Origin of the sequence: Streptomyces sp. NPDC045431, assembly GCF_040646655.1 — a bacterium.
In the GTDB taxonomy this organism is placed as follows: Bacteria; Actinomycetota; Actinomycetes; order Streptomycetales; family Streptomycetaceae; genus Streptomyces.
On sequence record NZ_JBEZAQ010000014.1, the window covers coordinates 65,260 to 90,353 of the forward strand.

Annotated in this window: 26 protein-coding genes, 1 tRNA gene and 1 pseudogene; 12 read left to right on the forward strand and 16 right to left on the reverse strand. The window is 72.1% G+C overall.

Annotated elements, in window-relative coordinates:
* Positions 1 to 4 precede the first annotated feature (4 nt).
* Entirely contained in the window at positions 5 to 679 is a 675-nt protein-coding gene (locus tag AB0A69_RS24810) for a Crp/Fnr family transcriptional regulator (RefSeq protein WP_010473292.1), read from the forward strand.
* Between the two features lie 106 nt (positions 680 to 785).
* On the opposite strand, the gene AB0A69_RS24815 is transcribed toward AB0A69_RS24810, so the two are convergent.
* From AB0A69_RS24815 to AB0A69_RS24830, 4 genes are all read right to left on the reverse strand, one after another.
* Positions 786 to 1,616: an MBL fold metallo-hydrolase gene (locus AB0A69_RS24815; RefSeq protein WP_361426017.1), complete on the reverse strand. Its 831-nt coding sequence runs from the start codon at positions 1,614 to 1,616 to the stop codon at positions 786 to 788.
* Positions 1,613 to 2,524 (reverse strand): NUDIX hydrolase, encoded by a 912-nt coding sequence (locus tag AB0A69_RS24820; RefSeq protein WP_361426020.1) that lies wholly within the window; start codon positions 2,522 to 2,524, stop codon positions 1,613 to 1,615. Before AB0A69_RS24820 ends, AB0A69_RS24815 begins: the two co-directional genes overlap by 4 nt.
* 142 nt (positions 2,525 to 2,666) lie before the next feature.
* On the reverse strand, positions 2,667 to 3,137 hold the full coding sequence (locus tag AB0A69_RS24825) for a RidA family protein (RefSeq protein ID WP_355361738.1): 471 nt from the start codon (positions 3,135 to 3,137) through the stop codon (positions 2,667 to 2,669).
* Positions 3,134 to 3,292, reverse strand: a complete 159-nt coding sequence (locus AB0A69_RS24830; protein WP_003967454.1) for a DUF4177 domain-containing protein — start codon at positions 3,290 to 3,292, stop codon at positions 3,134 to 3,136. The genes AB0A69_RS24825 and AB0A69_RS24830 overlap by 4 nt, the downstream gene beginning before the upstream one ends.
* Before the next feature lie 90 nt (positions 3,293 to 3,382).
* Here AB0A69_RS24830 and AB0A69_RS24835 point away from each other — a divergent pair, with 90 nt between their 5' ends.
* Positions 3,383 to 4,348 carry an ArsA-related P-loop ATPase gene (locus AB0A69_RS24835; RefSeq protein WP_361426023.1) on the forward strand — a complete coding sequence of 322 codons (966 nt, stop codon included), beginning with the start codon at positions 3,383 to 3,385 and terminating at the stop codon, positions 4,346 to 4,348.
* Entirely contained in the window at positions 4,345 to 5,706 is a 1,362-nt protein-coding gene (locus tag AB0A69_RS24840) for an ArsA family ATPase (protein ID WP_361426026.1), read from the forward strand. Before AB0A69_RS24835 ends, AB0A69_RS24840 begins: the two co-directional genes overlap by 4 nt.
* A 105-nt stretch (positions 5,707 to 5,811) precedes the next feature.
* On the opposite strand, the gene AB0A69_RS24845 is transcribed toward AB0A69_RS24840, so the two are convergent.
* Positions 5,812 to 6,156 carry a WhiB family transcriptional regulator gene (locus AB0A69_RS24845; protein WP_355361744.1) on the reverse strand — a complete coding sequence of 115 codons (345 nt, stop codon included), beginning with the start codon at positions 6,154 to 6,156 and terminating at the stop codon, positions 5,812 to 5,814.
* Positions 6,157 to 6,573: 417 nt separating this feature from the next.
* On the opposite strand from AB0A69_RS24845, the gene AB0A69_RS24850 reads away from it, so the two are divergent.
* Positions 6,574 to 8,814: a transglycosylase domain-containing protein gene (locus AB0A69_RS24850; protein ID WP_361426030.1), complete on the forward strand. Its 2,241-nt coding sequence runs from the start codon at positions 6,574 to 6,576 to the stop codon at positions 8,812 to 8,814.
* A gap of 213 nt (positions 8,815 to 9,027) precedes the next feature.
* On the opposite strand, the gene AB0A69_RS24855 is transcribed toward AB0A69_RS24850, so the two are convergent.
* Positions 9,028 to 9,492, reverse strand: a complete 465-nt coding sequence (locus AB0A69_RS24855) for a GatB/YqeY domain-containing protein (RefSeq protein WP_361426033.1) — start codon at positions 9,490 to 9,492, stop codon at positions 9,028 to 9,030.
* Positions 9,493 to 9,569: 77 nt separating this feature from the next.
* Between AB0A69_RS24855 and AB0A69_RS24860 the strand changes: the two genes are divergently transcribed.
* Together AB0A69_RS24860 and AB0A69_RS24865 are read left to right on the forward strand one after the other, a co-directional pair.
* Complete coding sequence (locus AB0A69_RS24860) at positions 9,570 to 10,508, forward strand: metallophosphoesterase (RefSeq protein WP_361426036.1); 939 nt, start codon at positions 9,570 to 9,572, stop codon at positions 10,506 to 10,508.
* A gap of 350 nt (positions 10,509 to 10,858) precedes the next feature.
* Positions 10,859 to 10,932, forward strand: a tRNA-Pro gene (locus AB0A69_RS24865).
* A gap of 125 nt (positions 10,933 to 11,057) precedes the next feature.
* On the opposite strand, the gene AB0A69_RS24870 is transcribed toward AB0A69_RS24865, so the two are convergent.
* Positions 11,058 to 11,279, reverse strand: coding sequence for a hypothetical protein (locus AB0A69_RS24870; RefSeq protein WP_361426039.1), 222 nt, complete (start codon positions 11,277 to 11,279; stop codon positions 11,058 to 11,060).
* Between the two features lie 205 nt (positions 11,280 to 11,484).
* Here AB0A69_RS24870 and AB0A69_RS24875 point away from each other — a divergent pair, with 205 nt between their 5' ends.
* The 4 genes from AB0A69_RS24875 to AB0A69_RS24890 all read left to right on the forward strand — a co-directional run bounded on the left by AB0A69_RS24875 (position 11,485) and on the right by AB0A69_RS24890 (position 15,495).
* Positions 11,485 to 11,898, forward strand: coding sequence for a hypothetical protein (locus tag AB0A69_RS24875; protein ID WP_361426042.1), 414 nt, complete (start codon positions 11,485 to 11,487; stop codon positions 11,896 to 11,898).
* Between the two features lie 495 nt (positions 11,899 to 12,393).
* Positions 12,394 to 12,750: a hypothetical protein gene (locus AB0A69_RS24880; protein WP_361426045.1), complete on the forward strand. Its 357-nt coding sequence runs from the start codon at positions 12,394 to 12,396 to the stop codon at positions 12,748 to 12,750.
* Between the two features lie 49 nt (positions 12,751 to 12,799).
* Positions 12,800 to 14,602, forward strand: coding sequence for a prolyl oligopeptidase family serine peptidase (locus AB0A69_RS24885; RefSeq protein ID WP_361426048.1), 1,803 nt, complete (start codon positions 12,800 to 12,802; stop codon positions 14,600 to 14,602).
* Positions 14,603 to 14,625: 23 nt separating this feature from the next.
* Positions 14,626 to 15,495, forward strand: a complete 870-nt coding sequence (locus AB0A69_RS24890; protein WP_361426051.1) for an SURF1 family protein — start codon at positions 14,626 to 14,628, stop codon at positions 15,493 to 15,495.
* Positions 15,496 to 15,535: 40 nt separating this feature from the next.
* Here the strand turns inward: AB0A69_RS24890 and AB0A69_RS24895 are convergent, their stop codons facing one another.
* From AB0A69_RS24895 to AB0A69_RS24915, 5 genes are all read right to left on the reverse strand, one after another.
* Positions 15,536 to 16,735, reverse strand: a complete 1,200-nt coding sequence (locus AB0A69_RS24895; RefSeq protein ID WP_361426054.1) for a hypothetical protein — start codon at positions 16,733 to 16,735, stop codon at positions 15,536 to 15,538.
* Positions 16,732 to 17,475, reverse strand: coding sequence for a SigE family RNA polymerase sigma factor (locus AB0A69_RS24900; protein ID WP_361426057.1), 744 nt, complete (start codon positions 17,473 to 17,475; stop codon positions 16,732 to 16,734). The genes AB0A69_RS24895 and AB0A69_RS24900 overlap by 4 nt, the downstream gene beginning before the upstream one ends.
* A gap of 277 nt (positions 17,476 to 17,752) precedes the next feature.
* Positions 17,753 to 18,811 (reverse strand): aspartate-semialdehyde dehydrogenase, encoded by a 1,059-nt coding sequence (locus tag AB0A69_RS24905; RefSeq protein WP_361426060.1) that lies wholly within the window; start codon positions 18,809 to 18,811, stop codon positions 17,753 to 17,755.
* Between the two features lie 25 nt (positions 18,812 to 18,836).
* Complete coding sequence (locus AB0A69_RS24910; RefSeq protein ID WP_361426063.1) at positions 18,837 to 20,108, reverse strand: aspartate kinase; 1,272 nt, start codon at positions 20,106 to 20,108, stop codon at positions 18,837 to 18,839.
* A gap of 237 nt (positions 20,109 to 20,345) precedes the next feature.
* Positions 20,346 to 21,383, reverse strand: a complete 1,038-nt coding sequence (locus tag AB0A69_RS24915) for a YncE family protein (protein ID WP_361426066.1) — start codon at positions 21,381 to 21,383, stop codon at positions 20,346 to 20,348.
* Between the two features lie 73 nt (positions 21,384 to 21,456).
* Here AB0A69_RS24915 and AB0A69_RS24920 point away from each other — a divergent pair.
* Positions 21,457 to 21,633: pseudogene (locus AB0A69_RS24920) on the forward strand (LysR family transcriptional regulator); the annotation flags it as partial.
* A gap of 26 nt (positions 21,634 to 21,659) precedes the next feature.
* Here AB0A69_RS24920 and AB0A69_RS24925 read toward each other — a convergent pair.
* The 3 genes from AB0A69_RS24925 to AB0A69_RS24935 form a co-directional block, all read right to left on the reverse strand.
* Positions 21,660 to 22,319: a DUF5063 domain-containing protein gene (locus tag AB0A69_RS24925; RefSeq protein WP_361426069.1), complete on the reverse strand. Its 660-nt coding sequence runs from the start codon at positions 22,317 to 22,319 to the stop codon at positions 21,660 to 21,662.
* Positions 22,312 to 22,911, reverse strand: a complete 600-nt coding sequence (gene recR / locus AB0A69_RS24930) for a recombination mediator RecR (protein WP_189549944.1) — start codon at positions 22,909 to 22,911, stop codon at positions 22,312 to 22,314. Before recR ends, AB0A69_RS24925 begins: the two co-directional genes overlap by 8 nt.
* Before the next feature lie 124 nt (positions 22,912 to 23,035).
* Positions 23,036 to 23,371, reverse strand: coding sequence for a YbaB/EbfC family nucleoid-associated protein (locus tag AB0A69_RS24935; protein WP_361426348.1), 336 nt, complete (start codon positions 23,369 to 23,371; stop codon positions 23,036 to 23,038).
* A gap of 283 nt (positions 23,372 to 23,654) precedes the next feature.
* On the opposite strand from AB0A69_RS24935, the gene AB0A69_RS24940 reads away from it, so the two are divergent.
* Positions 23,655 to 24,371, forward strand: a complete 717-nt coding sequence (locus AB0A69_RS24940; RefSeq protein ID WP_361426073.1) for an SLATT domain-containing protein — start codon at positions 23,655 to 23,657, stop codon at positions 24,369 to 24,371.
* Between the two features lie 36 nt (positions 24,372 to 24,407).
* Here AB0A69_RS24940 and AB0A69_RS24945 read toward each other — a convergent pair whose 3' ends face one another.
* On the reverse strand, positions 24,408 to 25,058 hold the full coding sequence (locus AB0A69_RS24945; protein WP_361426076.1) for a hypothetical protein: 651 nt from the start codon (positions 25,056 to 25,058) through the stop codon (positions 24,408 to 24,410).
* Positions 25,059 to 25,094: the final 36 nt, after the last annotated feature.

The window sequence follows — 25,094 nt, forward strand, 5'->3', positions numbered from 1 at the left end:
ACTCGTGGACGACGTTCTGCGGCGCGCCCCGCTCTTCGCGGCGCTCGATGACGAGCAGGCCGCGGAGCTCCGCGCCTCGATGAGTGAGGTGACGCTCGCCCGTGGCGACGCGCTCTTCCACGAAGGCGACCCGGGCGATCGGCTCTACGTGGTCACCGAGGGCAAGGTGAAGCTGCACCGCACCTCCCCCGACGGACGCGAGAACATGCTCGCCGTCCTGGGCCCCGGCGAGCTGATCGGCGAGCTGTCCCTCTTCGACCCGGGCCCGCGCACCGCCACCGCCACCGCGCTGACCGAGGTCAAGCTCCTCGGCCTCGGCCACGGCGACCTCCAGCCCTGGCTGAACGCCCGCCCCGAGGTGGCCAGCGCCCTGCTGCGCGCCGTCGCGCGGCGCCTGCGGAAGACCAACGACCAGATGTCGGACCTGGTCTTCTCCGACGTGCCGGGCCGCGTCGCCCGCGCGCTCCTGGACCTGTCGCGCCGCTTCGGCGTGCAGTCCGAGGAGGGCATCCACGTCGTGCACGACCTCACCCAGGAGGAGCTGGCCCAGCTCGTCGGCGCCTCCCGCGAGACGGTCAACAAGGCCCTCGCCGACTTCGCCGGCCGCGGCTGGCTCCGTCTGGAGGCCCGCGCCGTGATCCTGCTGGACGTGGAGCGGCTGGCCAAGCGCTCGCGCTGACCCACACCGGTAGCCGTCACCGGTACCCCGTTCGTACGAAAGGGCCGCCCCGCGATCCGCGGGGCGGCCCTTCGTGCGTCGTGTATCCGATCCCACATGTGTGGGGTCAGATCAGGCCGTGCTCGCTCAGGTACTCCAGCTGCGCCCGTACCGACAGCTCGGCCGCCGGCCACAGCGAACGGTCCACGTCCGCGTACACGTGCGCCACGACCTCCGGCGCGGTCCGGTAGCCGTTCTCGACGGCCGTCTCCACCTGCGCGAGTCGGCTCGCGCGGTGGGCCAGGTAGTACTCGACCGCGCCCTGGGCGTCCTCCAGCACCGGCCCGTGCCCCGGCAGCACCGTGTGGACCCCGTCGTCGACCGTCAGCGAGCGAAGCCGCCGCAGCGAGTCCAGGTAGTCGCCGAGACGGCCGTCCGGGTGCGCCACCATCGTCGTACCGCGGCCCAGGATGGTGTCCCCGGTCAGTACGGCGCGATCGGCCGGGAGATGGAAGCTGAGCGAGTCGGCGGTGTGCCCGGGCGTCGGTACGACGCTCAGTTCCAGGCCCCCGACCTCGATCAGCTGCCCCGCCCGTAGCCCCTCGTCGCCGAGGCGCAGCGCCGGGTCCAGGGCCCGTACCGGCGTCCCGGTCAGCTCGGCGAAGCGGGCGGCGCCCTCCGCGTGGTCGGCGTGGCCGTGCGTGAGGAGCGTGAGCGCGACGCGCTTGCCCAGCCGCTCGGCGGTCTCGACGACCCGGGACAGGTGGCCGTCGTGGAGCGGCCCGGGGTCGACGACCACGGCGAGCGCGGAGTCCGGCTCGGACAGGATCCAGGTGTTCGTGCCGTCGAGGGTCATCGCGGACGGGTTGGGCGCGAGCACGTTGACGGCGCGCCGGGTCGCGGGGCCGGAGATCACGGCTCCGCGCGGCTGTCCGGGAAGCGCGGCGGCGTCGGTCATGCGGAAGGCCCCCCTGTCGGCAGCTGCGTGGACACCCGCTTGGTGAACTCGTCGTGGCCCGGCCAGCTCAGGATCACCTGGTCTCCTTCCAGGCGCGCCTCGGCAAGGACGGGGGTGAGGTCCTGGTCCCGTGCCGCGGCCAGGGCGGCGGCGGGCGTGGCGGCGTACCGCGCGAGGGCGCGCAGGGTGGCGATCGTCGGGGGCATCATCAGCAGCTCGCCCCGGTCGTACCCGGCCGCCGCGTCCGCCGGGCGGATCCACACCGTGCGGTCGGCCTCGGTGGAGGCGTTCCGGGTGCGCTGGCCCTCGGGCAGGGCGGCCACGAAGAACCAGGTGTCGTAGCGGCGGGGCTCGAACTCCGGGGTGATCCAGCGCGCCCACGCCCCCAGGAGGTCGGAGCGGAGCACCAGCCCGCGCCGGTCGAGGAACTCCGCGAAGGCCAGCTCCCGGGCCACCAGGGCCGCCCGGTCGGCCTCCCAGTCGTCGCCCGTGGTGTCCGCGACGACGGTGTCGGCGGTCGGCCCCGCGAGCAGGACCCCCGCCTCCTCGTACGTCTCACGCACCGCCGCGCAGACGACGGCCTGCGCCTCGGCGGGGTCCGCGACCCCGAGGCGGGCCGCCCAGTCGGCGGGGGACGGGCCCGCCCAGCGCACGGGGGTCCGGTCGCGGGGGTCGACCCCGCCGCCCGGGTACGCGTACGCGCCGCCCGCGAACGCCATGGAGGTGCGCCGCCGCAGCATGTGGACCTGCGTGCCCTGGGTGCTCTCGGCGCCTTCGGGGACCTCGGCGGCGTCGCGCAGGAGCATGACGGTCGCGGCCCGCCGCGGGGGCACCACCTCGAGGGAGCCGTCGGCGAGCGCGCGGATCCGATCGGGCCACTCGGGTGGGTACCACTGACCATTGGACATGGCCGGATGCTATGCGCATCCGGCCCGATGTTCGAGAGGGACCCGGCAGCCCGGAAACCCGCCGCCTCCGGTCCAGTCCCGGACGGTCAGTTCCGGACGGTCGGTACCAGACGGTCGGTACCAGACCGGTCAGCCCAGACCGTCAGTCCTGGACGAGCTCGACCTGGATCTCGACCTCGACCGGCGCGTCCAGCGGCAGCACCGCGACGCCCACCGCGCTGCGCGCGTGCACGCCCTTGTCGCCGAGCACCTCGCCCAGCAGCTCGCTCGCGCCGTTGAGCACGGCCGGCTGCCCGGTGAAGTCCGGCGCGGAGGCGACGAAACCGACGACCTTCACGACGCGCGCGATGCGGTCCAGGTCCCCGGCGACCGACTTGACGGCCGCCAGCGCGTTCAGCGCGCAGATGCGCGCGAGTTCCTTGGCCTCCTCGGGCGTGACCTCGCCGCCCACCTTGCCGGTGACCGGAAGCTTGCCCTCCACCATCGGGAGCTGGCCCGCGGTGTACACGTACACGCCCGACTGGACGGCCGGCTGGTACGCCGCCAGCGGCGGTACGACCTGGGGCAGCGTCAGGCCGAGCTCGGCCAGCGTCGCCTCGACCCGGCCGGTCACGCCTTCTCCCGCTTCAGGTACGCCACGAGCTGCTCGGGGTTGTTCGGTCCCGGCACGACCTGGACGAGCTCCCAGCCGTCCTCGCCCCAGGTGTCCAGGATCTGCTTGGTCGCGTGCACGAGAAGCGGCACAGTCGCGTATTCCCACTTGGTCATGGTGCCGACTGTAGCCGCTGCCACCGACGGCGACGCCGCCAAGGGCAGCCTCCTGCTTGCCGTGCCGGGGCACTCGTTAGGCTCGACGGCGTGAGCAGGCTCCAGGTCGTCAGCGGCAAGGGCGGTACCGGTAAGACGACGGTCGCCGCCGCCCTCGCGCTCGCCCTCGCGACCGAGGGCAAGCGGACCCTCCTCGTGGAGGTCGAAGGCAGACAGGGCATCGCACAACTCTTCGAAACGGAGGCGCTTCCGTACGAGGAGCGCAAGATCGCCGTCGCGCCGGGCGGCGGTGAGGTGTACGCGCTGGCCATAGACGCCGAGCGCGCCCTCCTCGACTACCTCCAGATGTTCTACAAACTCGGCTCGGCCGGGCGGGCGCTGAAGAAGCTCGGCGCCATCGACTTCGCGACCACCATCGCCCCCGGCGTACGCGACGTCCTGTTGACGGGCAAGGCGTGCGAGGCGGTACGCCGCCGGGAGAAGCACGGCGGGTTCACGTACGACTACGTCGTCATGGACGCCCCGCCGACCGGCCGCATCACCCGGTTCCTGAACGTCAACGACGAGGTGGCCGGTCTGGCGCGCATCGGCCCGATACACAACCAGGCGCAGGCCGTGATGCGGGTGCTGAAGTCCCCGGAGACGGCCGTGCACCTGGTGACCCTGCTGGAGGAGATGCCCGTCCAGGAGACCGCGGACGGCATCGCCGAGCTGCGCGACGCCTCGCTCCCGGTCGGCAACGTCATCGTCAACATGGTCCGGCCGCACGTGCTGGACGAGCACGCGGTACGGGCGGCCGCCGGCGACCACCGCAAGGACATCGCCAAGGCGCTCGCCGCGGCGGGGGTGAAGGCCCCGGCCCGGCTGGTCACCCCGCTCCTGGACCAGGCCGCCGAGCACGCGCGCCGGGTGGAGCTGGAGCGGGAGCAGCGCGAGGTACTGGCGAAGCTTCAGGTCCCGACGTACGAACTGCCCTTCCTGGGGGAGGGCGCCGACATCGCGGGGCTGTACCGGCTGGCCAAGGACGTACGCGAGCAGCTTGGGGGGACCGCATGACTCCGAACCAGGCCCGAGCCCTGGACCCGGCCCCGGCCCTGGAGGTCGATCCGCTCCTCGACGACCCGGCGACCCGCATCATCGTGTGCTGCGGTGCGGGCGGCGTCGGCAAGACGACGACCGCGGCGGCCCTGGGCGTACGGGCGGCGGAGCGGGGCCGCAAGGTGGTGGTGCTGACCATCGACCCGGCCCGCCGGCTCGCCCAGTCGATGGGCATCGACCGGCTGGACAACGTCCCGCGGCGCGTCGACGGCATCGAGGGCGGCGGCGAGCTGCACGCGATGATGCTGGACATGAAGCGCACCTTCGACGAGATCGTCGAGGCGCACGCGGATCCGGAGCGGGCCCGCGCGATTCTGGGCAACCCCTTCTACCAGTCCCTGTCGGCCGGTTTCGCGGGCACGCAGGAGTACATGGCGATGGAGAAGCTGGGCCAGCTGCAGGCGCGCGACGAGTGGGACCTGATCGTGGTCGACACGCCGCCGTCCCGCTCGGCGCTGGACTTCCTGGACGCGCCGAAGCGGCTCGGGTCGTTCCTGGACGGCACGTTCATCAAGCTGCTGATGGCGCCCGCGAAGGTGGGCGGCCGGGCCGGGCTGAAGTTCCTGAACGTCGGCATGTCGATGATGACGGGGACCCTCGGCAAGCTGCTCGGCGGCCAGCTGCTGCGCGACGTACAGACCTTCGTGGCGGCGATGGACACGATGTTCGGCGGGTTCCGTACGCGCGCGGACGCCACGTACCGGCTGCTTCAGGCGCCGGGCACGGCCTTCCTGGTGGTGGCCGCGCCCGAGCGGGACGCGCTGCGCGAGGCGGCGTACTTCGTGGAGCGGCTCGCGGCGGAGAGGATGCCGCTGGCCGGTCTGGTCCTCAACCGGGTCCATGAGAGCGGCGCCGCGCGGCTGTCGGCCGAGCGGGCGCTGGCGGCGGCGGAGGTCCTGGACGGGGAGCATGCGGAAAATCTTGACGAGTGCCGCATTGTGGATCAGGGCGACGGGAAGACTGGTGTTCGTGGCGGCCACGACGACAGCCCGTCGGGGGCCACCACCTCTCCCGAGCCGCCCCCCGCGTCACCCACCAGCGATGCCCTTGTCGAGGTCTCGCCCGCCGTCGCCCAGGTGACGGCCGGTCTGCTCCGCCTGCACGCCGAGCGCATGCAGGTGCTCGCCCGCGAGCGCCGCACGCGTGACCGCTTCGCCGCGCTCCACCCCGAGGTGGCGGTGGCCGAAGTGGCCGCTCTGCCCGGCGACGTACACGACCTCGCCGGTCTCCGCGCGATCGGTGACCGGCTGGCGACGGCAAACGCGAGCGGGGACGCGACCGCGGGCGGCGCGGGCGCGACCGGGGGCACGCGCTGACGGCGGCGGGCCCTTGCCGGAGCTGGCCCTCGCTGAAGTGGGGCCTCGCCGGAGCCGGAGCCTCACCGGAGTGCGGCCTCGCCGGAGCCGGGCCGCCGACGGTGGCTACCCCACCGCGGCGTACGACTCGTACGTCTCGTCGTCGTTCAGCGCGACGGGCAGGATGCCCGCGCTGCGCTCGTACTCCGTGCGCGCGGTCTCCAGGAGCCGGCGCCACGAGGTGACGGTCGGGCGCCGGCGCAGCAGTGCGCGCCGCTCACGCTCCGTCATACCGCCCCACACGCCGAACTCGACGCGGTTGTCCAGCGCGTCGGCCAGGCACTCGGTCCGCACCGGACATCCGGTGCACACCGCCTTGGCCCTGTTCTGCGCCGCTCCCTGCACGAAAAGTTCATCCGGATCGGTAGTGCGGCAGGCCGCCTGCGCACTCCAGTCAGCTACCCAGCCCATACCGGCGCCGTCCTCTCCCGAATCGAGGCTCCCCCACGGCGGCGAGCGGCATATTCACCGCCGCCAGTTGAGGACGTTACGGAAGGTGGACACAGCGCAACACCCCCTTCGGGCCCAATCTTGAATGGCCCGAACGGACTATGCGTACGCGGCAGATCACCCAGGGGAGTGACCCGTGGACATATGCCCCTCATCCCCTACAACATGACATGTCCGATGATCAACAACGGGCGCCCGCTGACGCATGCGGCGGAAACGGACACCGCCCGGCGAGGGCGACCGGCGGGCGCGAAGACAGGGGCGGGGCAGGCTCCTTCGGTGGTCGGTCCGAAAGATCCGCGACTGCTGTGACAGTTGTGACCAGCTTAGGCCAAGGCATATACGCGTGTCCGGCGAATGAGAACGTAGGCTGCTGCCATGCCAAAGAAGCGCTCGGGCGGAGGCCTGACCGGCACCCAGCAGGCCGCCAAGTTCCTCGGTGTCAGCGTGCTCTCCGGAGCCGTACTGGCGGGCATCGCCCTGCCCGCCGCCGGCGTGCTGGGCCTCGCGGCGAAGGGGACGGTCCAGGGGTTCGACGAGATCCCGGCCGACCTGAAGCGGCCGCCACTGAGCCAGCGGACCACGATCCTCGACGCCGAGGGTGGCCAGATCGCCACCGTCTACTCCCGCGACCGCACGGTCGTGGACCTCAAGGACATCTCCCCGTACATGCAGAAGGCGATCGTCGCCATCGAGGACTCGCGCTTCTACGAGCACGGCGCCATCGACCTCAAGGGCGTGCTGCGCGCGCTCAACCGCAACGCCCAGTCGGGCGGTGTGGCGCAGGGCGCCTCGACGCTGACGCAGCAGTACGTGAAGAACGTCTTCGTGGAGGAGGCCGGCGACGACCCCGACAAGGTCGCGCAGGCCACGCAGCAGACGCTCGGCCGCAAGATCCAGGAGCTGAAGTACGCGATCCAGGTGGAGGAGGAGCTCGGGAAGAAGAAGATCCTCGAGAACTACCTCAACATCACCTTCTTCGGGCAGCAGGCGTACGGCGTCGAGGCCGCGGCCAAGCGCTACTTCTCCAAGTCCGCCAAGGACCTGACCCTGGAGGAGGCCGCGATGCTGGCCGGCCTCGTCCAGTCGCCGAGCCGCTACGACCCCGTCAACGACGTGGAGGAGGCGACCAAGCGCCGCAACATCGTGCTGCAGCGCATGGCGGCCGTCGGTGACATCAGCCAGGCGGAGGCCGACCGCGCGAAGGCCACCCCGATCCAGCTGAAGGTCAGCAAGCCGAAGAACGGCTGCATCACCGCCGTCGACGGCGCGGGCTTCTTCTGCGACTACGTACGCGAGGCCTTCCTCTCCAGCCCCGTCTTCGGGAAGGACCGGGAGGAGCGCAACAAGATCTGGAACCGCGGCGGCCTGACGATCCGCACGACGCTCGACCCGCAGGCGCAGAAGGCGACGCAGGCGTCGATAACGGAACACGTCTACCAGAGCGACAAGGTCGCGACGGCGGTGACGATGGTCCAGCCCGGCACCGGCAAGATCCTCGCGATGGGCCAGTCCAAGCCGTACGGCTTCGGCAAGGACGAGACGCAGATCAACTACTCGGTCAACAAGAGCATGGGCGGGTCGAACTACGGCTTCCCGGTCGGCTCGACGTTCAAGCCGTTCGTCGCGGCGGCGGCCCTGGAGCAGGGCAGGCCGCCGACGCAGGTGTACTCGGCGCCGTACCAGATGCCGTACCCGGACTCGGTGTCGACGTGCGGCGGCAAGCCGTGGCGCAACGTGGGCGGCGACACCGTGGAGAACGAGAACGAGAAGGAGGTCGGCCCCTACGCGCTCAGGGAGGCCATGGAGCTGTCGGTCAACACCTACTTCGTCCAGATGATCGCCGAGATCGGCATGTGCCCGGTCACGGAGATGACGGACAAGCTGGGCGTGGTGATGGGCAACGACAAGAAGCTCCCCGAGAAGCCCTCCGCGCTCACCCTCGGCTCCGACGGGATGTCGCCGTTGACCATGGCGACCGCGTACGCGGCCTTCGCCAACCGGGGTACGTACTGCACGCCGGTCGCCATCGAGTCCATCAAGACGGCGGACGGCAAGAGCATGGAGGTGCCGAAGAGCGCGTGCACGAAGGCCATGTCGGAGCGGACCGCCGACACGATCAACGAGCTGCTGGGCGGTGTGGTGGACTCCGGTACGGGCCGGCAGGCCGGCCTCTCGTCCCGTGACAACGCGGGCAAGACCGGCACGACGGACGGCCGCAAGAACGCGTGGTTCGTCGGCTACACCCCGAACCTGTCGGGCGCCGTCTGGGTCGGCAGCCCCACCCAGCAGGTGGAGATGGAGTACATCACCATCGGCGGGGAGTACCACGAGAAGGTCTTCGGCGGCCAGGTCCCCGGCCCCATCTGGAAGGACGCGATGACGGGCGCGCTGGAGGGCGCGGACTCGCCGTCGTTCGTGCCCGTCGCCATCCCGGACGCGCCGAAGCCCGACGGCAAGGGGAAGCCCAAGCCGGGCGACGACCCCAAGCCGGGCGGCGGAGGCCACTCGCCGTGGCCGGGCATCTCCATCCCGCCGGACCTGATCGGCGGCGGGAACGGACGCGGCGGCCAGGGGAACAACGGTGGCGGCAACGGCGGTTGGGACTGGGACCGCTGAGCCTGCCGGACCGTGTACGCAAGGGGGCGCCCACCGGTGAAAACCGGTGGGCGCCCCCTTTTGGCTGTCGCTGCGCCCGCGCGGTGTGAGGGGCGGGGCTTCAGCCGGGGTCCACGGGAGCTTGGCCGGAGTTGGGCGGGGGACCCAGCCGGGGTCCCGCGGGAAACTCAGCCAGGGTCGCGCGGGGACCTCTGCCAGGGTCGCGCGAGGACCTCAGCCGGCGAGCAGCTGCTTGACCACCGCGGCGACGCGGCCGCCCTCGGCGCGGCCGGCCACCTTCGGGTTGACGATCTTCATGACGGCGCCCATCGCGCGCGGGCCCTCGGCACCGGCGGCCTTGGCCTCGTCGATGGCCTGGGACACGATGGACCGGAGCTCGTCGTCGCTCAGCTGCTGCGGCAGGTAGGCGTCGAGGACGGCGCCCTCGGCCTGCTCGCGCTCGGCCTGCTCGGCGCGACCGCCCTGCGCGAAGGCCTCAGCGGCCTCGCGCCGCTTCTTCGCCTCCTTGGCGATCACCTTCTGCACCTCGTCGTCGGAGAGCTCGCGCTTCTCCTTGCCCGAGACCTCCTCCTTGGTGATGGCGGAGAGGGTGAGCCGGAGGGTCGAGGAGCGCAGCTCGTCGCGCTCCTTGATCGCGGCGTTGAGGTCTTCCTGCAGCTTGGACTTGAGCGTGGTCATGCGCACAAGTGTGGCAGGTGCGATGACCTGCACGCCCGCTGATTTCCGTGCGGTGCTCCGTCTGGGACGATGACCTCATGCGCGCGCGATACGGAGTCCCCCTGAAAGTCACCGCAGGAATCGCAGCGGTCGGCGCGGCCGGCCTGGTCTACGCCGCCGGCTTCGAGGCCCGCTCGTTCCGGCTCCGCCGGGTCACCGTCCCCGTACTGCCACCCGGCACGCGCGACCTGCGGATCCTCCAGGTGTCCGACATCCACATGGTGAGCGGCCAGCGCAAGAAGCGAGCCTGGCTCCAGTCCCTGGCGGGGCTGCGCCCGGACCTCGTCGTGAACACCGGCGACAACCTCTCCGACCCCGAGGGCGTACCGGAGGTCCTGGACGCGCTCGGTCCGCTCCTCGAATTCCCCGGCGTGTACGTCTTCGGGTCCAACGACTACTACGGGCCCAAGCTGCGCAACCCGGCCCGCTACCTGTTCGAGAAGGCCCAGGGCCGCCACGGCCTCAACGGCAACGCGCCCGCCGTCGGCGCCGTGCACAACCCCTGGGAGGGGATGCGCGACGCCTTCGACGCGGCGGGCTGGCTGAACCTCACCAACACGCGCGGCCGCCTCAAGCTGGAGGGCCTGGAGCTGGCGTTCACGGGCCTGGACGACCCGCACATCAAGCGCGACCGGTACGACCTGGTCGCCGGCGGCCCGGAACCGGACGCGGACCTCTCCCTGGCCGTCGTGCACGCGCCGTACCTGCGCTCCCTGGACGCCTTCACCGCGGACGGCTACCCGCTGATCCTGGCGGGCCACACGCACGGCGGCCAGCTGTGCATCCCCTTCTACGGGGCGCTGGTCACCAACTGCGACCTGGACACGGACCGCGTGAAGGGCCTCTCCACGCACCGCGCCGGTGGAAACACCGCGTACCTCCACGTCTCGGCGGGCTGCGGCACCAACCGCTACACGCCGGTGCGCTTCGCCTGTCCGCCCGAGGCGACGCTCCTCACCCTGACGGCTCGGGACTGATCAAGGCCCCCTACGGTGGAGGGATGACCGCCCCCTTTTCGACGCATGTGCCCGCATCGGCGGTCGTCCCTCCCGTCCGCCGCCCGTACGCAGCCGCCTTCCGCGCTCTGATCGCGCTGGCCGCGCTCACCGGAATCGCCATCGACCTGGACCTCGGCAGTCCGGGCCGGGTGCTCGCTACTTCACGATCCAAAGCAACCTGCTGGTCGCGGCGGTCTTCGCCTCGCCGGCCTTCCCGCTGGTCGGCCTGGACCGGATCAGGCCCACGCCGCGGCTCCGCGAAAACCGGATTTCGTCTCCGGGCGCCGGTGGGCTAAAGTAAACGACGTCGCCGGGACACCGGACGACATCGGGGTGTAGCGCAGCTTGGCAGCGCGCTTCGTTCGGGACGAAGAGGTCGTGGGTTCAAATCCCGCCACCCCGACAGAGAAGTACTAGGTGAGGCACCTACTGAATTCAGTAGGTGCCTCACTTGTTTCAGGAGACCTCAAGGGCCGCCCCGCCTATGGTCCGCATCGGGTGACTGCGTCGGCCACCAGGACGACGCAGTCATGCGAACGGCGACAAGCCCTTGCTCTCAAGGTGCACGAGCAACGAATCAAGGCACGCATCGGCCGTACCCAGGTCCGCACGGAAGAACGAGTCCTCACCAAGCGGCCCCCCACTGACAATGACCATCCATGCCTTCCGGTGCTCGGTCATGCGATCACCGTCGACCTTGAACACGGTCGTGACTCCCCGCTCGGCCAGCCACTCCATCAGCTCAAGCATGTCCACTGGCACCCCTCCAGGGAGATCATCCCCCAGGCAGAGTCCCGGGCCGTCGCCGGGCCGTATGAGGGCACGCAACCGCGACCGAAGTGACAGACGAGCCGCTGTCGTCCGCGGTCGAGCCGCAGGTCCGCGCGTTGCTGCACTACCCGGCTCCCCGAAAACGCCTGCGCACGCTCACGGTCTCGTCGCTAGGCTCGGCTCCGTGAGCGAAGACGCCCGTCTCATGGCAAACCACCGAGTCCACGTCGTACCCGTTGTCATGGCTCTGGCCAACCCGCCATGGCAGCAGGACGTCTGGCTCGACCCGACGGTGTTCGAGAACCTGGACCACGTCTTTCACACGCTCTTCGATGACTTCTGCGACGCCGACGAGCCCGAGCGATACCTCGGAGTCAGTCTGAGAACCGAGGAAGAGGTCGCTCTCATGCGTGAGCTGGGCATCACGCTCAATGCCGCGGCGGCCGAGGCCTTCAATGACACCGACGCGGAGTATCTACGGGCACCCTCTTGGCCAAAGGTTGTGGCGGTCGCGGGTCGTCTCGCTCGGGTCATGGTCGCGAACGATCTGAAGGAACTCGCTGCGCTGCACAACGCCGGTCCGAGCATGTCAACGTGAACCGCAGCAGTGAGTGTCTGACTGCGTGACATCGCGGACAGACAGCGGCGGACAACAATCTGCGCGAGTTGCTTAGGGGCGAAGAGATCGTGGGTTCCCCCTACTCACGTGAGTAGGGGACCAAGGCACGTCGTGCACACGCGGGCCGTCCCTGCCGGTTGCACCCCGCCGGCATCGGACGTTCCTCACCCGGTCAGACGCCCCCCAGTCGACGCCCCACCCCCAGCCCCGCAGGCTCGGAAGCGCAGCAGGCCCGCCGGGTGGAGTGCCCGGGGTGGGTGGTTACCGGAGGAGAGAGGGGCGGCCATGAGTCAGGCTGGCGGCGGGGCCGGCGGGGGGCACGCGGGCGCCGGGGGACATGCGGGGCACGGCGGGGCCGGTGGCGGGCACGGGGAGCACGGGGGTGTCGGGGGGACTGAGCGGCATGCGTACGCGCACCATGGCGGGGCTCCGAGCGGGGGGACCGGGCGGGCGGGGTGGGGCTCCGCCGGGGCGATGTTCGCCGGGGTGTTGTTGCTGGTGGAGGGGGTGCTCGGGATGCTGCAGGGCATCGCGGGGATCGCCGAGGACGACGTGTACGGGCGGGTCGGCGAGTACGTCTTCGAGTTCAGCGTCAGCGCGTGGGGGTGGATCCACCTCGTCCTCGGGATCCTCGTCGCGCTCATCGGCGCCGGGATCCTCAGCGGGGCGACGTGGGCCAAGGCGAGCGGTGTCGCGCTGGCGTCGCTCGCCGTGATCGCGAACTTCGTCTGGTTGCCGTACCAGCCGGTCTGGGCCGTGGTCTCGATCGCGATCGGCGTCTTCGTCATCTGGGCGCTGTGCACGGAGGACACCCCGCCCGCCGTGCGCTGACGTCCGGGCACCGTGTCCCGCGCCCCGAGCCGTCGGGTTGGATAGGGGCATGACGGATGCACACGCCACGCCCGACTGGGAGCTGCGGTTCCGCGCCCCCCGCGTCTCCCTGCCCGACTGGGCCGAGGACGCCCCCGACCATGCGCTGTTCGTGTCGAACGCGACCGGCACGTACGAGCTGTACGCCTGGGACCGCGCGACCGGAGCGCAGCGGCAGGTCACGGACCGCCCGAACGGCACCACCGACGGCGAGCTGTCGCCGGACGGGGCCTGGATCTGGTGGTTCGCCGACACCGACGGCGACGAGTTCGGCCGCTGGATGCGCCAGCCGTTCGAGGGCGGCGACGACGAGCCGGCCGCGCCGGGGCTGGAGCCGTCGTACCCGGCCGGCCTGGCGATCGGGCGGGACGGCACGACAGTGATCGGGCGCTCCACCGACCACGAGGGGACGACCATCCACGTCGTACGGCCCGGCCGGCCGCCCGTGGAGGTCTACCGGCACCGGGAGTCCGCCGGGGTCGGCGACCTGTCGCGCGACGGGACGCTCCTCGCGATCGAGCACACCGAGCACGGGGACGCCATGCACGCGGCGCTGCGCGTGGTCCGGCTGGACGGGTCGGTCGTGGCGGAGCTGGACGACACCAAGGGCGGTACGGAGGAGCTCGGGCTCGCGGTGCTGGGCTTCGCGCCGGTGGACGGGGACACCCGGCTGCTGGTCGGGCACCAGCGGCGCGGGCGCTGGGAGCCGATGCTGTGGGACGTGGCCACCGGGACCGAGACGGAGCTGGGCCTCGACCTGCCCGGCGACGTATCGGCGGAGTGGTATCCGGACGGGTCCGGGCTGCTGATCGTGCACGGCTTCGAGGCGCGCAGCGATCTGTGGCGGTACGACATCGCGGCGCGCGAGCTGGTGCGGGTGGAGACCCCGGCCGGGTCGGTGTCGAGCGCGACGGCGCGGCCGGACGGGACGGTGGAGTACCTGTGGTCCTCCGCCGCGCACCCGCCGGCGGTGCGGTCCACGGCGGGCGGCGTCGTCCTGGAGCCGCCCGGCCTGAAGGCACCCGCCTCCGTGCCGGTCGAGGACGTGTGGGTGGACGGGCCCGGCGGCCGCGTCCACGCGCTCGTGCAGCGCCCGGCGGGTGCCACGGGCCCGCTGCCGACGGTGTTCGAGGTCCACGGCGGTCCCGCGTGGCACGACAGCGACGCGTTCGCCGCGGCCCCCGCCGCCTGGCTGGACCACGGGTACGCGGTCGTCCGCGTCAACTACCGGGGCTCCACCGGCTACGGGCGCGAGTGGACGGACGCGCTGAAGCACCGCGTCGGGCTGATCGAGCTGGAGGACATCGCGGCCGTCCGGGAGTGGGCGGTGGCCTCCGGCCTCGCCGACCCCGCGAAGCTGGTGCTGGCGGGCGGCTCCTGGGGCGGGTACCTCACACTGCTGGGGCTCGGTACGCAGCCGGAGGCGTGGGCGCTGGGCCTGGCCGCCGTACCGGTGGCGGACTACGTCACGGCGTACGAGGACGAGATGGAGGCGCTGAAGGCGCTGGACCGCACGCTCTTCGGCGGGTCCCCGGAGGAGGTGCCGGAGCGGTACCGGGCGTCGTCGCCGCTGACGTACGTGGACGAGGTCCGGGCGCCGGTCTACGTCTCGGCGGGCGTCAACGACCCGCGCTGCCCCATCCGCCAGATCGACAACTACGTCGACCGGCTCGCGGCCCGGGGCGCGGTGCACGAGGTGTACCGGTACGACGCCGGGCACGGCTCGCTGGTGGTGGAGGAGCGGATCAAGCAGGTGCGGCTGGAGCTCGACTTCGCCGCGCGGCACCTGGGGACCCCGGCGCCGGGGAAGTAAGGGGGTTTCCGTACCGTGGAGGGGTGTACCGGTTCCTGACGACACCCCGCTGGTGGGGGATCAACATCTTCGTCCTGCTGGCGATCCCCTTCTGCGTCTTCATGGGGACCTGGCAGCTCGGCAGGTTCGAGGACCGCGTCGAGTCCCACCAGGAGGCGGAGCGGCGCCCCGACCCGGGCTCCGCGGCGCGGACCGCGGAGCCGCTGGACGAGCTGCTGCCGGTCACCCAGGAGACCTCGGGCCGCCAGGCGACGGCGACCGGGCGGTACGGGCCCCAGTTCCTGGTGCCGGGGCGCGAGCTGGACGGCCGCACCGGTGCGTACGTGCTGACGCTGCTGCGTACGGACGGCGGCAAGACGCTGCCGGTGGTGCGCGGCTGGCTCCCGGAGGGGCGTGAGGCCCCGGCGGCCCCGGCCGGCGAGGTCACGGTGACCGGCGCGCTCCAGGCGTCGGAGAACACCGGCACCAAGGGCGTGCGCGCGGCGGGCGGGCTGCCGGCGGGGCAGGTCGGCATGATCAGCGCGGCCTCGCTGGTGAACCTGGTGCCGGACGACGTGTACGACGCGTGGGTCACGCTGGCGGAGTCGCCGACGGGTCTGACGCCGGTGCCGGCGACGGCGGCGCAGGGCAGCGGGCTGGACCTGAAGGCGTTCCAGAACCTCGGCTACACGGGCGAGTGGTTCGCCTTCGTGGGCTTCGTGCTCTTCATGTGGTTCCGCCTGTTCCGCCGGGAGGCGGAGGCGGCGCGGGACGCGGCCCTCGGCCTCGCACCGGAGTCACCGGAACCCGCACCGGCACCGGAACCCGCACCGGCACCGGCACCGGCACCGGCACCGGAATCGCCGGAACCGCCGGAGACGGAGCAGGCCCCGGCGGCCCCGGCACGGGGCTGAGTCACCGGGGCCCCGGCCCCACCGGCAGGCGGACGAGCGGCTACTGCGCGACCCGCGCTGCCGTGTAGTACACCGTGCCCGCGCAGGCGTTCGGGATCGTGGCCTCGGCCGTCGGCGAGCCCGCGTCCGGGGTGTGGGTGATCGTGACGCTGCCGTCCGCCGGAGTGCCGTCCTCCGTGGCGAGCTGGGGCTCGGTGCCCTCCGGGGCCGTGCCGGTCGAGCCGTCCGAGCCGTTGGCGCCGGTCGAGGTCGCGCCCCCGTCGGCCGAGGGGCTCGGGTCCGGGGACGGGCCGCCGTCCGGCGGCGTCGTCGGGCACGTCTCGCTCGGCACCCAGGCGAACCTCACCTCGTACGAACCCGAGGGCTTCAGCAGCAGCGGCCCGTCCGCCGGGCCCGAGGGGTCCGGAAGGCCGGTCGCCGCGTCGCCCGGCATGTGGCGGACGCGCGTGATCTTCCCGCTGTCGGCCGCGCCGCTCGTCCGGACGCCGATGGTCCCGTCACCGGGGATGGCGCAGTCGCCACCGGAGACGTTGGCGATGCGGAAGGTGCCGTACACCTTGCCCTCCGCGTCCGGCTCCCCGGCCTGTGCCGTGGCCACGGCCAGCTGGTCCGCCGAGCACACCGGTGTGCTCGGCGGCACGGAGTGGGCCGGGGGGACCGCGCCGCCGCCGACCGTGCCGTCCGCGGCGCCGGAGGCGGACTCCGGCGGTTTCTGCGCGTCGCCGCGGCCGCTGCCGCCGGGCCCGCCCGGGCCCTCGCCGCCGCCTGTGACACCGCCGCCGGGGCCGGCCTCGCCGCCCTCGCCGCCGGTCTCCTCGCCCGTGCCGCCCTGGGCGTCCTCACCGTGCCCGGCGTTGACCGGGCGGTCGTCGGAGGTGCCGCCGGAGCTCGCCACGTGGACGAACGCGGGCAGCGCCGTACCGAAGAGCAGCGCCGCGGCCGCCATGCCGACGAGGGCCTGCCGCTTGCGGGCCCGGCGGGCGGGCACCGCCTTGCGCAGGTGGTCGAGGGCTCCGTCGGAGGGCCGGAGGTCCCCCACCGCGCCCTGGAGCATCCGGCGCAGAGCCAGTTCGTCCTCGCCGAAACCATCCTGGGCGTCCAGGCCGCCCAGTCCATGCAGACCGCCCAGGCGGTCGCCGTCGTTCACAATTCCGTTCCCAGTCCGGTGGTCGTTCACGTGCAACGGTCCGTCCGGCCCGTACTGCTCGAACCTGTCCTCGCCCTTGTGCGGCTCGCTCATGCGTTGGCCTCCATGGCGACGCGCAGCGCCGCGATGCCGCGTGAGCCGTACGCCTTCACCGACCCGAGCGATATGCCCAGGGTCTCGGCGACCTGCGCCTCCGTCATGTCCGCGAAGTACCGCAGCACCAGTACCTCGCGCTGTCGGCGCTGCAGCCCGCGCATCGCCTTGATCAGCGCGTCGCGCTCCAGCTGGTCGTACGCGCCCTCCTCGGCGCTCGCCATGTCGGGCATCGGCTTGGAGAGCAGCTTCAGCCCGAGTATGCGGCGGCGCAGGGCGGACCGGGACAGGTTGACCACGGTCTGCCGCAGGTACGCGAGGGTCTTCTCGGGGTCGCGTACGCGTCGGCGGGCCGAGTGGACGCGGATGAACGCCTCCTGGACGACGTCCTCGCACGAGGCCGTGTCGTCCAGCAGCAGTGCGGCGAGACCCAGCAGCGACCGGTAGTGGGCGCGGTAGGTCTCGGTGAGGTGGTCGACGGTCGTCCCGGCCGCGGCGGTCGCGGTCGCGGCCGCATCCGGTACGCCGGCGGTGCCGGCGGCCTCGGCGGCGCCGCGGGGGGACGGTATGCGGGTGGTGCGCCTAGCTGCGGGCATGGGCGCGATCACCGGCATGCCGCCGGGCTGACGGCGCTGACGGGGCCGCCGGAGCGGCTGCGCCGGCCCGCCGCCGGGGCGCAGCGGGGCCACGGCCGCGCCGCGGAGCGGGACCGCCGCTGTGATGTCGAGTACCTGTGCCACGTCTGTTGGACACGCTGCCCCCCGTCAGGGTTGTACGCGCACGTCACCGGTTTTGACCGTGCGAACGGTGCGTCGATTGCCCTCATGCGTACTCGCTCTTCCCCTTTGCCCATTTCGCGCGGCGGCGCGTCAGGGGCGACCGCGTAGACGCTTCCCGCCCGACCACCGGTTGCAGCAAGGGGGAGAAGCATCGTCGAACATGCCATCGCCCCAGTTCAAGCGGTACGGACCGAAGACTTGCTCACAGGGCGTTCACAGATCCTACAAAGAGTGCTGCTCAGCGCACCGACAATTCCGCGGCGATGACCTCCGCCACCTGAGCGGTGTTCAGCGCGGCACCCTTGCGGAGATTGTCGCCGCACACGAACAGCTCCAGGGCCCGGGGGTCGTCCAGGGACCGCCGTACGCGCCCCACCCACGTGGGATCGGTGCCCACGACGTCGGCGGGGGTCGGGAAGTCCCCGGCGGCCGGGTCGTCGTACAGCACCACGCCCGGCGAGGTGGCGAGGATCTCGTGCGCCCGGGCGACGGTCACCTCGCGCTCGAAGCGCGCGTGGACGGAGACGGAGTGCGTGGTCACGACGGGGACGCGGACGCAGGTGGCCGTCACCCGCAGCTGCGGCAGGTCCAGGACCCTGCGCGTCTCGTCGCGCAGGCGCAGCTCCTCCGAGGACCAGCCGCCCTCCTGGAGCGACCCGGCCCAGGGCACCACGTTGAGCGCGAGCGGGGCGGGGAAGGGCCCGGTGTCGTCGCCGACGGCCCTGCGTACGTCGCCGGGGGTGGTCCCCAGCTCCGCGCCGGAGACACGGAGCGTCTGCGCGCGCAGGGTCTCGACGCCCGCGTGCCCGGCGCCGCTGGCGGCCTGGTAGGTGGAGACGACGAGCTCGTCGACGCCGAACTCGGCGTGCAGCGCGCCGACCGCCACGATGAGCGCCAGCGTGGTGTCGCCGGGGCAGGCGACGATCCCGCGGGGCCGTGCGCGTACGCGGTGCCGGTTGATCTCCGGGACCACCAGCGGGACATCCGGGTCCGCCCGGAAGGCGGGCGAGGCGTCCACCACGACCGCGCCCTTGGCCGCGGCGACCGGCGCCCAGCGGGCGGCGATCTCCTCCGGCACCAGGAACAGCGCCACGTCGATGCCGTCCAGCGCCTCCTCGGCGAGTGCGAGGACCTCGGTCTCCTCCCCGCGCACGGCCAGCTTGCGGCCGGCCGAGCGGGGGGAGGCGACCAGGCGGATGTCGCCCCAGACGTCGGCGTGCTGCGACAGGATCTGGAGCATGACGGCGCCGACGGCCCCGGTCGCTCCGACGACCGCGAGCGTCGGCTTACCGCTCATCGCGCGGAGCCCGCCATCACCGGAATCACCGGCCGGTGCCTCCGTAGACGACGGCCTCGTCGGAGTCGCTGTCCAGGCCGAAGGCGGTGTGGACGGCGCGGACGGCCTCGTTGACGTCGTCGGCGCGGGTCACGACCGAGATGCGGATCTCGGACGTCGAGATCAGCTCGATGTTCACGCCCGCGTCGGACAGCGCCTCGAAGAAGCCGGCCGTGACGCCCGGGTTCGTCTTCATGCCCGCGCCGACGAGGGAGATCTTGGCGATCTGGTCGTCGTAGCGCAGCGAGTCGAAGCCGATGACGTCCTTGCGCTTCTCCAGGGCGTCGATGGCCTTGCGGCCCTCCGACTTGGGCAGCGTGAAGGAGATGTCCGTCAGCCCGGTCGACGCGGCGGAGACGTTCTGCACCACCATGTCGATGTTGATCTCGTTGTCCGCGATGGTGCGGAAGATCGCGGCGGCCTCGCCCGGCTTGTCCGGCACCCCGACGACGGTGATCTTCGCCTCGGAGGTGTCGTGGGCGACACCGGAGATGATGGCCTGCTCCACCTTGCGGTCCCCTCGCGGTTCGTTGCTGACCCACGTGCCCTGGAGCCCCGAGAAGGAGGACCGGACGTGGATCGGGATGTTGTAACGGCGTGCGTACTCGACGCAGCGGTGCAGCAGCACCTTGGAGCCGGAGCTGGCGAGCTCCAGCATGTCCTCGAAGGAGATCCAGTCGATCTTCCGGGCCTTCTTCACGACCCGGGGGTCGGCGGTGAAGACACCGTCGACGTCGGTGTAGATCTCACACACCTCGGCGTCCAGTGCCGCGGCGAGCGCGACGGCGGTCGTGTCCGACCCGCCGCGCCCGAGGGTGGTGATGTCCTTGCTGTCCGCCGACACACCCTGGAAGCCGGCGACGATGGCGATGTTGCCCTCGTCCAGCGCCGTACGGATCCGGCCCGGCGTGACATCGATGATGCGCGCCTTGTTGTGGACCGAGTCGGTGATGACGCCCGCCTGGCTGCCGGTGAACGACTGGGCCTCGTGGCCCAGGTTTTTGATCGCCATGGCCAGCAGGGCCATGGAGATGCGCTCCCCGGCGGTCAGCAGCATGTCGAACTCACGCCCGGCAGGGATCGGGGATACCTGCTCGGCGAGATCGATCAACTCGTCCGTCGTGTCGCCCATCGCCGAAACCACGACGACCACCTGGTGGCCGTTCTTCTTGGCATCGACGATTCGCTTGGCGACGCGCTTGATGCCCTCGGCATCGGCAACGGAGGAGCCTCCGTACTTCTGCACGACAAGGCCCACGTGCGCTCCTCGCTCAGTCCGTTTGCGGTCAGCTCAGTCTAACGAGCGGCCGGGAATCGCCTCTCCGATATCACATGGTGAGATGTCCCGCTCAGCGTGCGATCCGCCCCAGCACCCGGGGACGACCCCACGGCCGCTCGGGCTGGCACCTGCCCCTCCCGGGCGGCCGTACGCGGAATGTGTGGGGCGTCACTCGGCGGCGGGCTCACTCGGCGCCGGGCTCACTCGGCGGCGGGCTCACTCCGCATCGCGGGGCGCGCGGCAGGGGATGTAGGCCAGGCCGTGCGCCCCCGGCTCTCCGGACCGGCCGACCTCCAGCGTCGTGACGACCGCCCGCTCCGCCAGGTCCACCACCGTCACCGTGGACGACGAGACCGCGGCGACGTATCCGTACCGGCCGTCCGGCGAGGAGGTGATCGTCAGCGGGAAGGCGCCCACCTCCACCCGCGTGCGCTCCTCGAAGCCGTCGTACACGTGCAGCAGCCCGGGGCCCTGGCTGCCCAGCGCCGACCCGCCCGCCGTCATGCGTAGTTCGCCCGCCAGCACCAGGCCGGTGGAGGTGGTGTGCACCGGGAAGACGACCCCCTCCGTCGGCAGCGTGCGGACGACGGCGCCGGTCGCGGTGTCGATGACCCGGACCCCGGGGTTCCGCGCCGGGTCCGGGCCGAAGTCGCCCTTCGGCCCCGCCGCGTACACGTACCGCCCGTCCGGCGACACCGTGATGCCCTCGCTGCCGCCCGGCACCTCGATACGGTCCACGAGCGCGCCGGACGCGACGTCGACGACCGACACGAACGGCGCCTCCTTGTTCGCCGTGTACGCGCGCCGGCCGTCCGGCGTGAGCACGAACCAGTGCGGCCCGGGCGCCCCGACCGCCGCCCGGCGCACCGGCTTCAGCGACCGCGCGTCCAGCGCGACCAGGGCGCCCTCCTCGTCGCCGTACGCCTCGACGCTCACCCACAGCAGCCCGCCCGCCGGGTCCAGGGCCAGCCCGTGCGGCGCCCACTCGGGCGCCAGGTCGACGACGTCGACCACCCGGCGCTCGTCGGGGTCGATCACGACGAGCTCGCGCGCCCGGCCGGTGTTGGCGTGGTAGTAGCCGGAGCGGTAGGTGACCGTGCAGTACAGCCGGCGCCGCGCCGCGTCGAAGCACAGCTCGTGCGGTTCGGGCGGTACGGCGACCTCGCCGAGCCGCTCGTAGGTCACCGCGTCGAAGAAGGCGACGGTGGAGCCGCTCTGGCTCACCACCGCCAGGACATCGTTCATCTCGGTCATGGGCTCAGCTTCCGGAGGCCGGGCGATTGACTCCAGTGCAACGCCGGCAAGGTGTGCGTTCCCGTGCCGCGAGACCGACCTCGTGTGCCTCACACCGGCCCGCGCCGCCGCGGCGCTCGGCCTGCACACCTTCGAGGTCCCGCTGGAGCTGCCGCCGGTCGCGCTCGGCATGGCGTGGCACCCGCGCAACGACGCGGACCCGGCGCACAGCTGGCTGCGCGACCGGGTCCGTACGACCTGGAATGCGTGATCCGACCGGAGGGGCCGTCCGCCGGGCTACGGAGCGGGATGGATGCCCAGCGGCCCCGCGATCTCCCGGGCCATCACCCGGCCCGCCTCCTCCGCGAGGGCGTCCTCCGCGAGGTCCTCGTCCGTGTCGAGCCCGTCCAGCTCCTCCAGCGGCTGGTCCAGGCGCACGTGCGAGACGAGCGACTGCAGGGCGCGCAGGGTCGCCGAGGCCATCGGGCCCCAGTTGGAGAAGTACGAGAACTGCCACCACCACAGCGCCTCGGTGGTGCGGCCCGCGCGGTAGTGGGCGAGCCCGTGGCGCAGGTCCATGATGATGGCGGCGAGGTTGTCGGAGATCCGGAACGGCACGGGCGCCTTGCGGGGCTCGTACGGGTCGAAGACCTCCGAGAAGACGTCCACCGGGTCCAGCATCGTCGCGAACCGCTCGCGCAGCTCGTCCACGTCCATGTCCGGGCCGGCGTCCGGTTCGTACCGCTCGTCGGGGACGATGTCCTCGTGCGCGCCCAGCCGGCCGCCCGCGAGCAGCAGCTGGGAGACCTCCAGCAGCAGGAAGGGCACCGCGCTGTCGGGCTCGTCCCCCTTGGCCACTTCCGTGGTGGCCACGATGAAGGACTCGATCGAGTCGGCGATCTGGACCGCGAAGCTGTCCGGGTCCAGCGTGTGCGCGTGCAGAGTGGCGTCAGACATCGAGGAGTCGTCTCCCTTCGAACGCTCGCCCGAGCGTGACCTCGTCGGCGTATTCCAGGTCTCCGCCAACGGGGAGCCCGCTGGCGAGGCGCGTGACCTTCAGGCCCATGGGTTTGACCATCCGCGCCAGGTACGTCGCGGTGGCCTCCCCTTCCAGGTTGGGGTCGGTCGCCAGGATCAGCTCGGTGACCGTACCGTCGGCGAGTCGCGCCAGCAGCTCCCGGATGCGCAGGTCGTCCGGGCCGACGCCCTCGATCGGGCTGATCGCGCCGCCGAGGACGTGGTACCGCCCGCGGAACTCGCGCGTGCGCTCGATCGCGACGACGTCCTTCGGCTCCTCCACCACGCAGATGACCGCGTCGTCCCGGCGCGGGTCGCGGCAGATGCCGCACCGCTCCTCCTGGGCGACGTTGCCGCAGACCGCGCAGAACCGGACCTTGTCCTTGACCTCCAGGAGGGCGTGGGCGAGGCGGCGTACGTCGGTGGGCTCGGCCTGCAGGATGTGGAAGGCGATCCGCTGGGCGCTCTTGGGACCGACGCCGGGCAGCCTGCCCAGTTCGTCGATGAGGTCCTGAACCACGCCTTCGTACACGGAAAGCCTCTCCTGGAGTGCTGTGATGCTTACGGTAGTTGCTGGACGGGCGACTTAGAAGGGCCGGAAGACCCGGCCCGGAAGACCCGGCCCGGAGGCGCGGACCGGCCCAGGCGGGCCCGGCCTAGAAGGGCAGGCCCGGCATGCCGCCGAGGCCCTGGGCCAGCGGGCCGAGCTTGGCCTGCTGCAGCTGCTGCGCGTTCTCGTTCGCGGCCTGTACGGCGGCGACGACGAGGTCCGCGAGGGTCTCGGTGTCCTCGGGGTCGACCGCCTTGGGGTCGATGACCAGGGAGCGCAGCTCGCCGGAGCCGGTGACGGTGGCCTTCACCAGACCGCCTCCCGCCTGACCGTCGACCTCGGTGCGCGCCAGCTCCTCCTGGGCGCGGGCGAGGTCCTGCTGCATCTTCTGGGCCTGCTGGAGGATCTGCTGCATGTTGGGCTGGCCGCCACCGGGAATCACGGGCACTCCTGGCATGTCGCGATGAGTATGACGATGAATATTCGGTATGCCGAGCCTACGTGGTCGCCGGACGGTGTGCCTCATCCATGGGGTGCCACTCCTTCGGGTGAAAAACGGGCGCGCCCCCCACCTGATCAAGACCCTCTTGCGGGCGGAAATACCGGGATTCCCGGCCGTCGACCCCCCATTCGGCGGTAGGAAGGGGGCATGCGCACCCCGCGCACCGTAGGTCACCGCACGTCACGTCATCGATATGTCACGTTGAGCGCAGAGGAGTGCCCCGGTGAGCCAGCCGGAGATGCAGCCCGGGGGCCCCGCCCGGGGGGAGGGCGAAAGCCCGGAGGGGTACGGCGGCGATCTGACCGGACGGCCGTTTCCGCTGGGGGACTGGGGCGAGCCGGCTCAGCGCCTGGACGAGCTGTACCGCTGGGTCGAGGCGAACGCGCTCCGCACGGCCGAGTGGTACCTCTCCGACCGCGTCTGGAAGCGCCGCTGCGCGCGCGCCCTGCGCGTCGGTACGGCGCTGGGCGCGGTCGTCGGCGCCGCACTGCCGCTGCTGGGCCGCTGGGAGTGGGGGTACATCTCCCTGCTGGCCGCGGCGGCCTGCCTGCTCTGCGACCGGTACTTCGGGCTCACATCGGGCTGGATGCGGGACGTGGCGACCGCGCAGGCGGTCCAGCGCCGGCTGCAGGCGCTGCAGTTCGACTGGGCCTCGGAGTCCATCCGCGAGGTGCTGGGCCCGACGGAGGGCACGGCGAGCGAGGCGGCGGAGCGGTGCCTGGGGGTGCTGCGCCGGTTCGCGGAGGACGTGACGGAGCTGGTGCGTACGGAGACGGCGGAGTGGATGGTGGAGTTCCGCTCCGGCTCGGCGCCGCTGGTGATGCAGTCCACCCTCCCGACCCCGGCCCGGCAGGACGCACCGCCCCTGCCGGGCCGGTTCCCCCTTCCGCCGGGCACCCGCCCGAACATGCCGCGCCAGCGCCCCCCGGAGCCGCGGTAGGACCGGTCCCGGGGGGCTCTCACCGCGGCGCGGCGCTCAGCTGAAGATGATCATCGAACCCTGCCCGAGGCTCCGCGTCGCCGCCGCGTGCAGCCCCAGCCACACGTGCCGCTCCCGTGCGAAGGGGCTCTCGTCGTACGGGATCGGCCCCGCCGGCTCCTCCAGCGACGTGGGCCGCTCCGGGGGCAGCGGCGCGGCGGGCGGGTTCGCCGGGTCGATGCCGATCGAGGGGGCGACGTACTCCAGCTCCCGCAGCAGACCCTGCGCCGAGCCGAGCGGCCCGCCGCCCGCGAGCAGTTCCTCCGTGGACAGCGGCGCGGGGAAGTCGACGGGGACGTACGCGCCCGCGTGGTCGTAGTGCCACACCAGGTGCGACTGCTGGGCCGTCGACTCGAACATCTCCAGCAACTGCTCGTAGTCCCCGCCCAGTTCGTCGACCGGGGTCACGGCGAGCCCGCAGATCTGCAGCAGGTACGCCCGGCGCAGGAAGTGCAGGGCGTCGTAGTCGAACCCGGCGACCGGCGCCACGTCGCCCGACAGGCCGGGCATGTAGGCGAAGACGGGCACGGTCGGCAGGCCCGCCTCGCGCAACGCCTTGTCGTAGGCGGCGATCTCTTCCGCGAAGGGGTTGTCGGGGCTGTGGCACAGCACGTCGACGAGTGGGACCAACCACAGGTCACAGGCCAAGGGACACTCGCTCTCCTCACGAAGGGCACGTCAGGA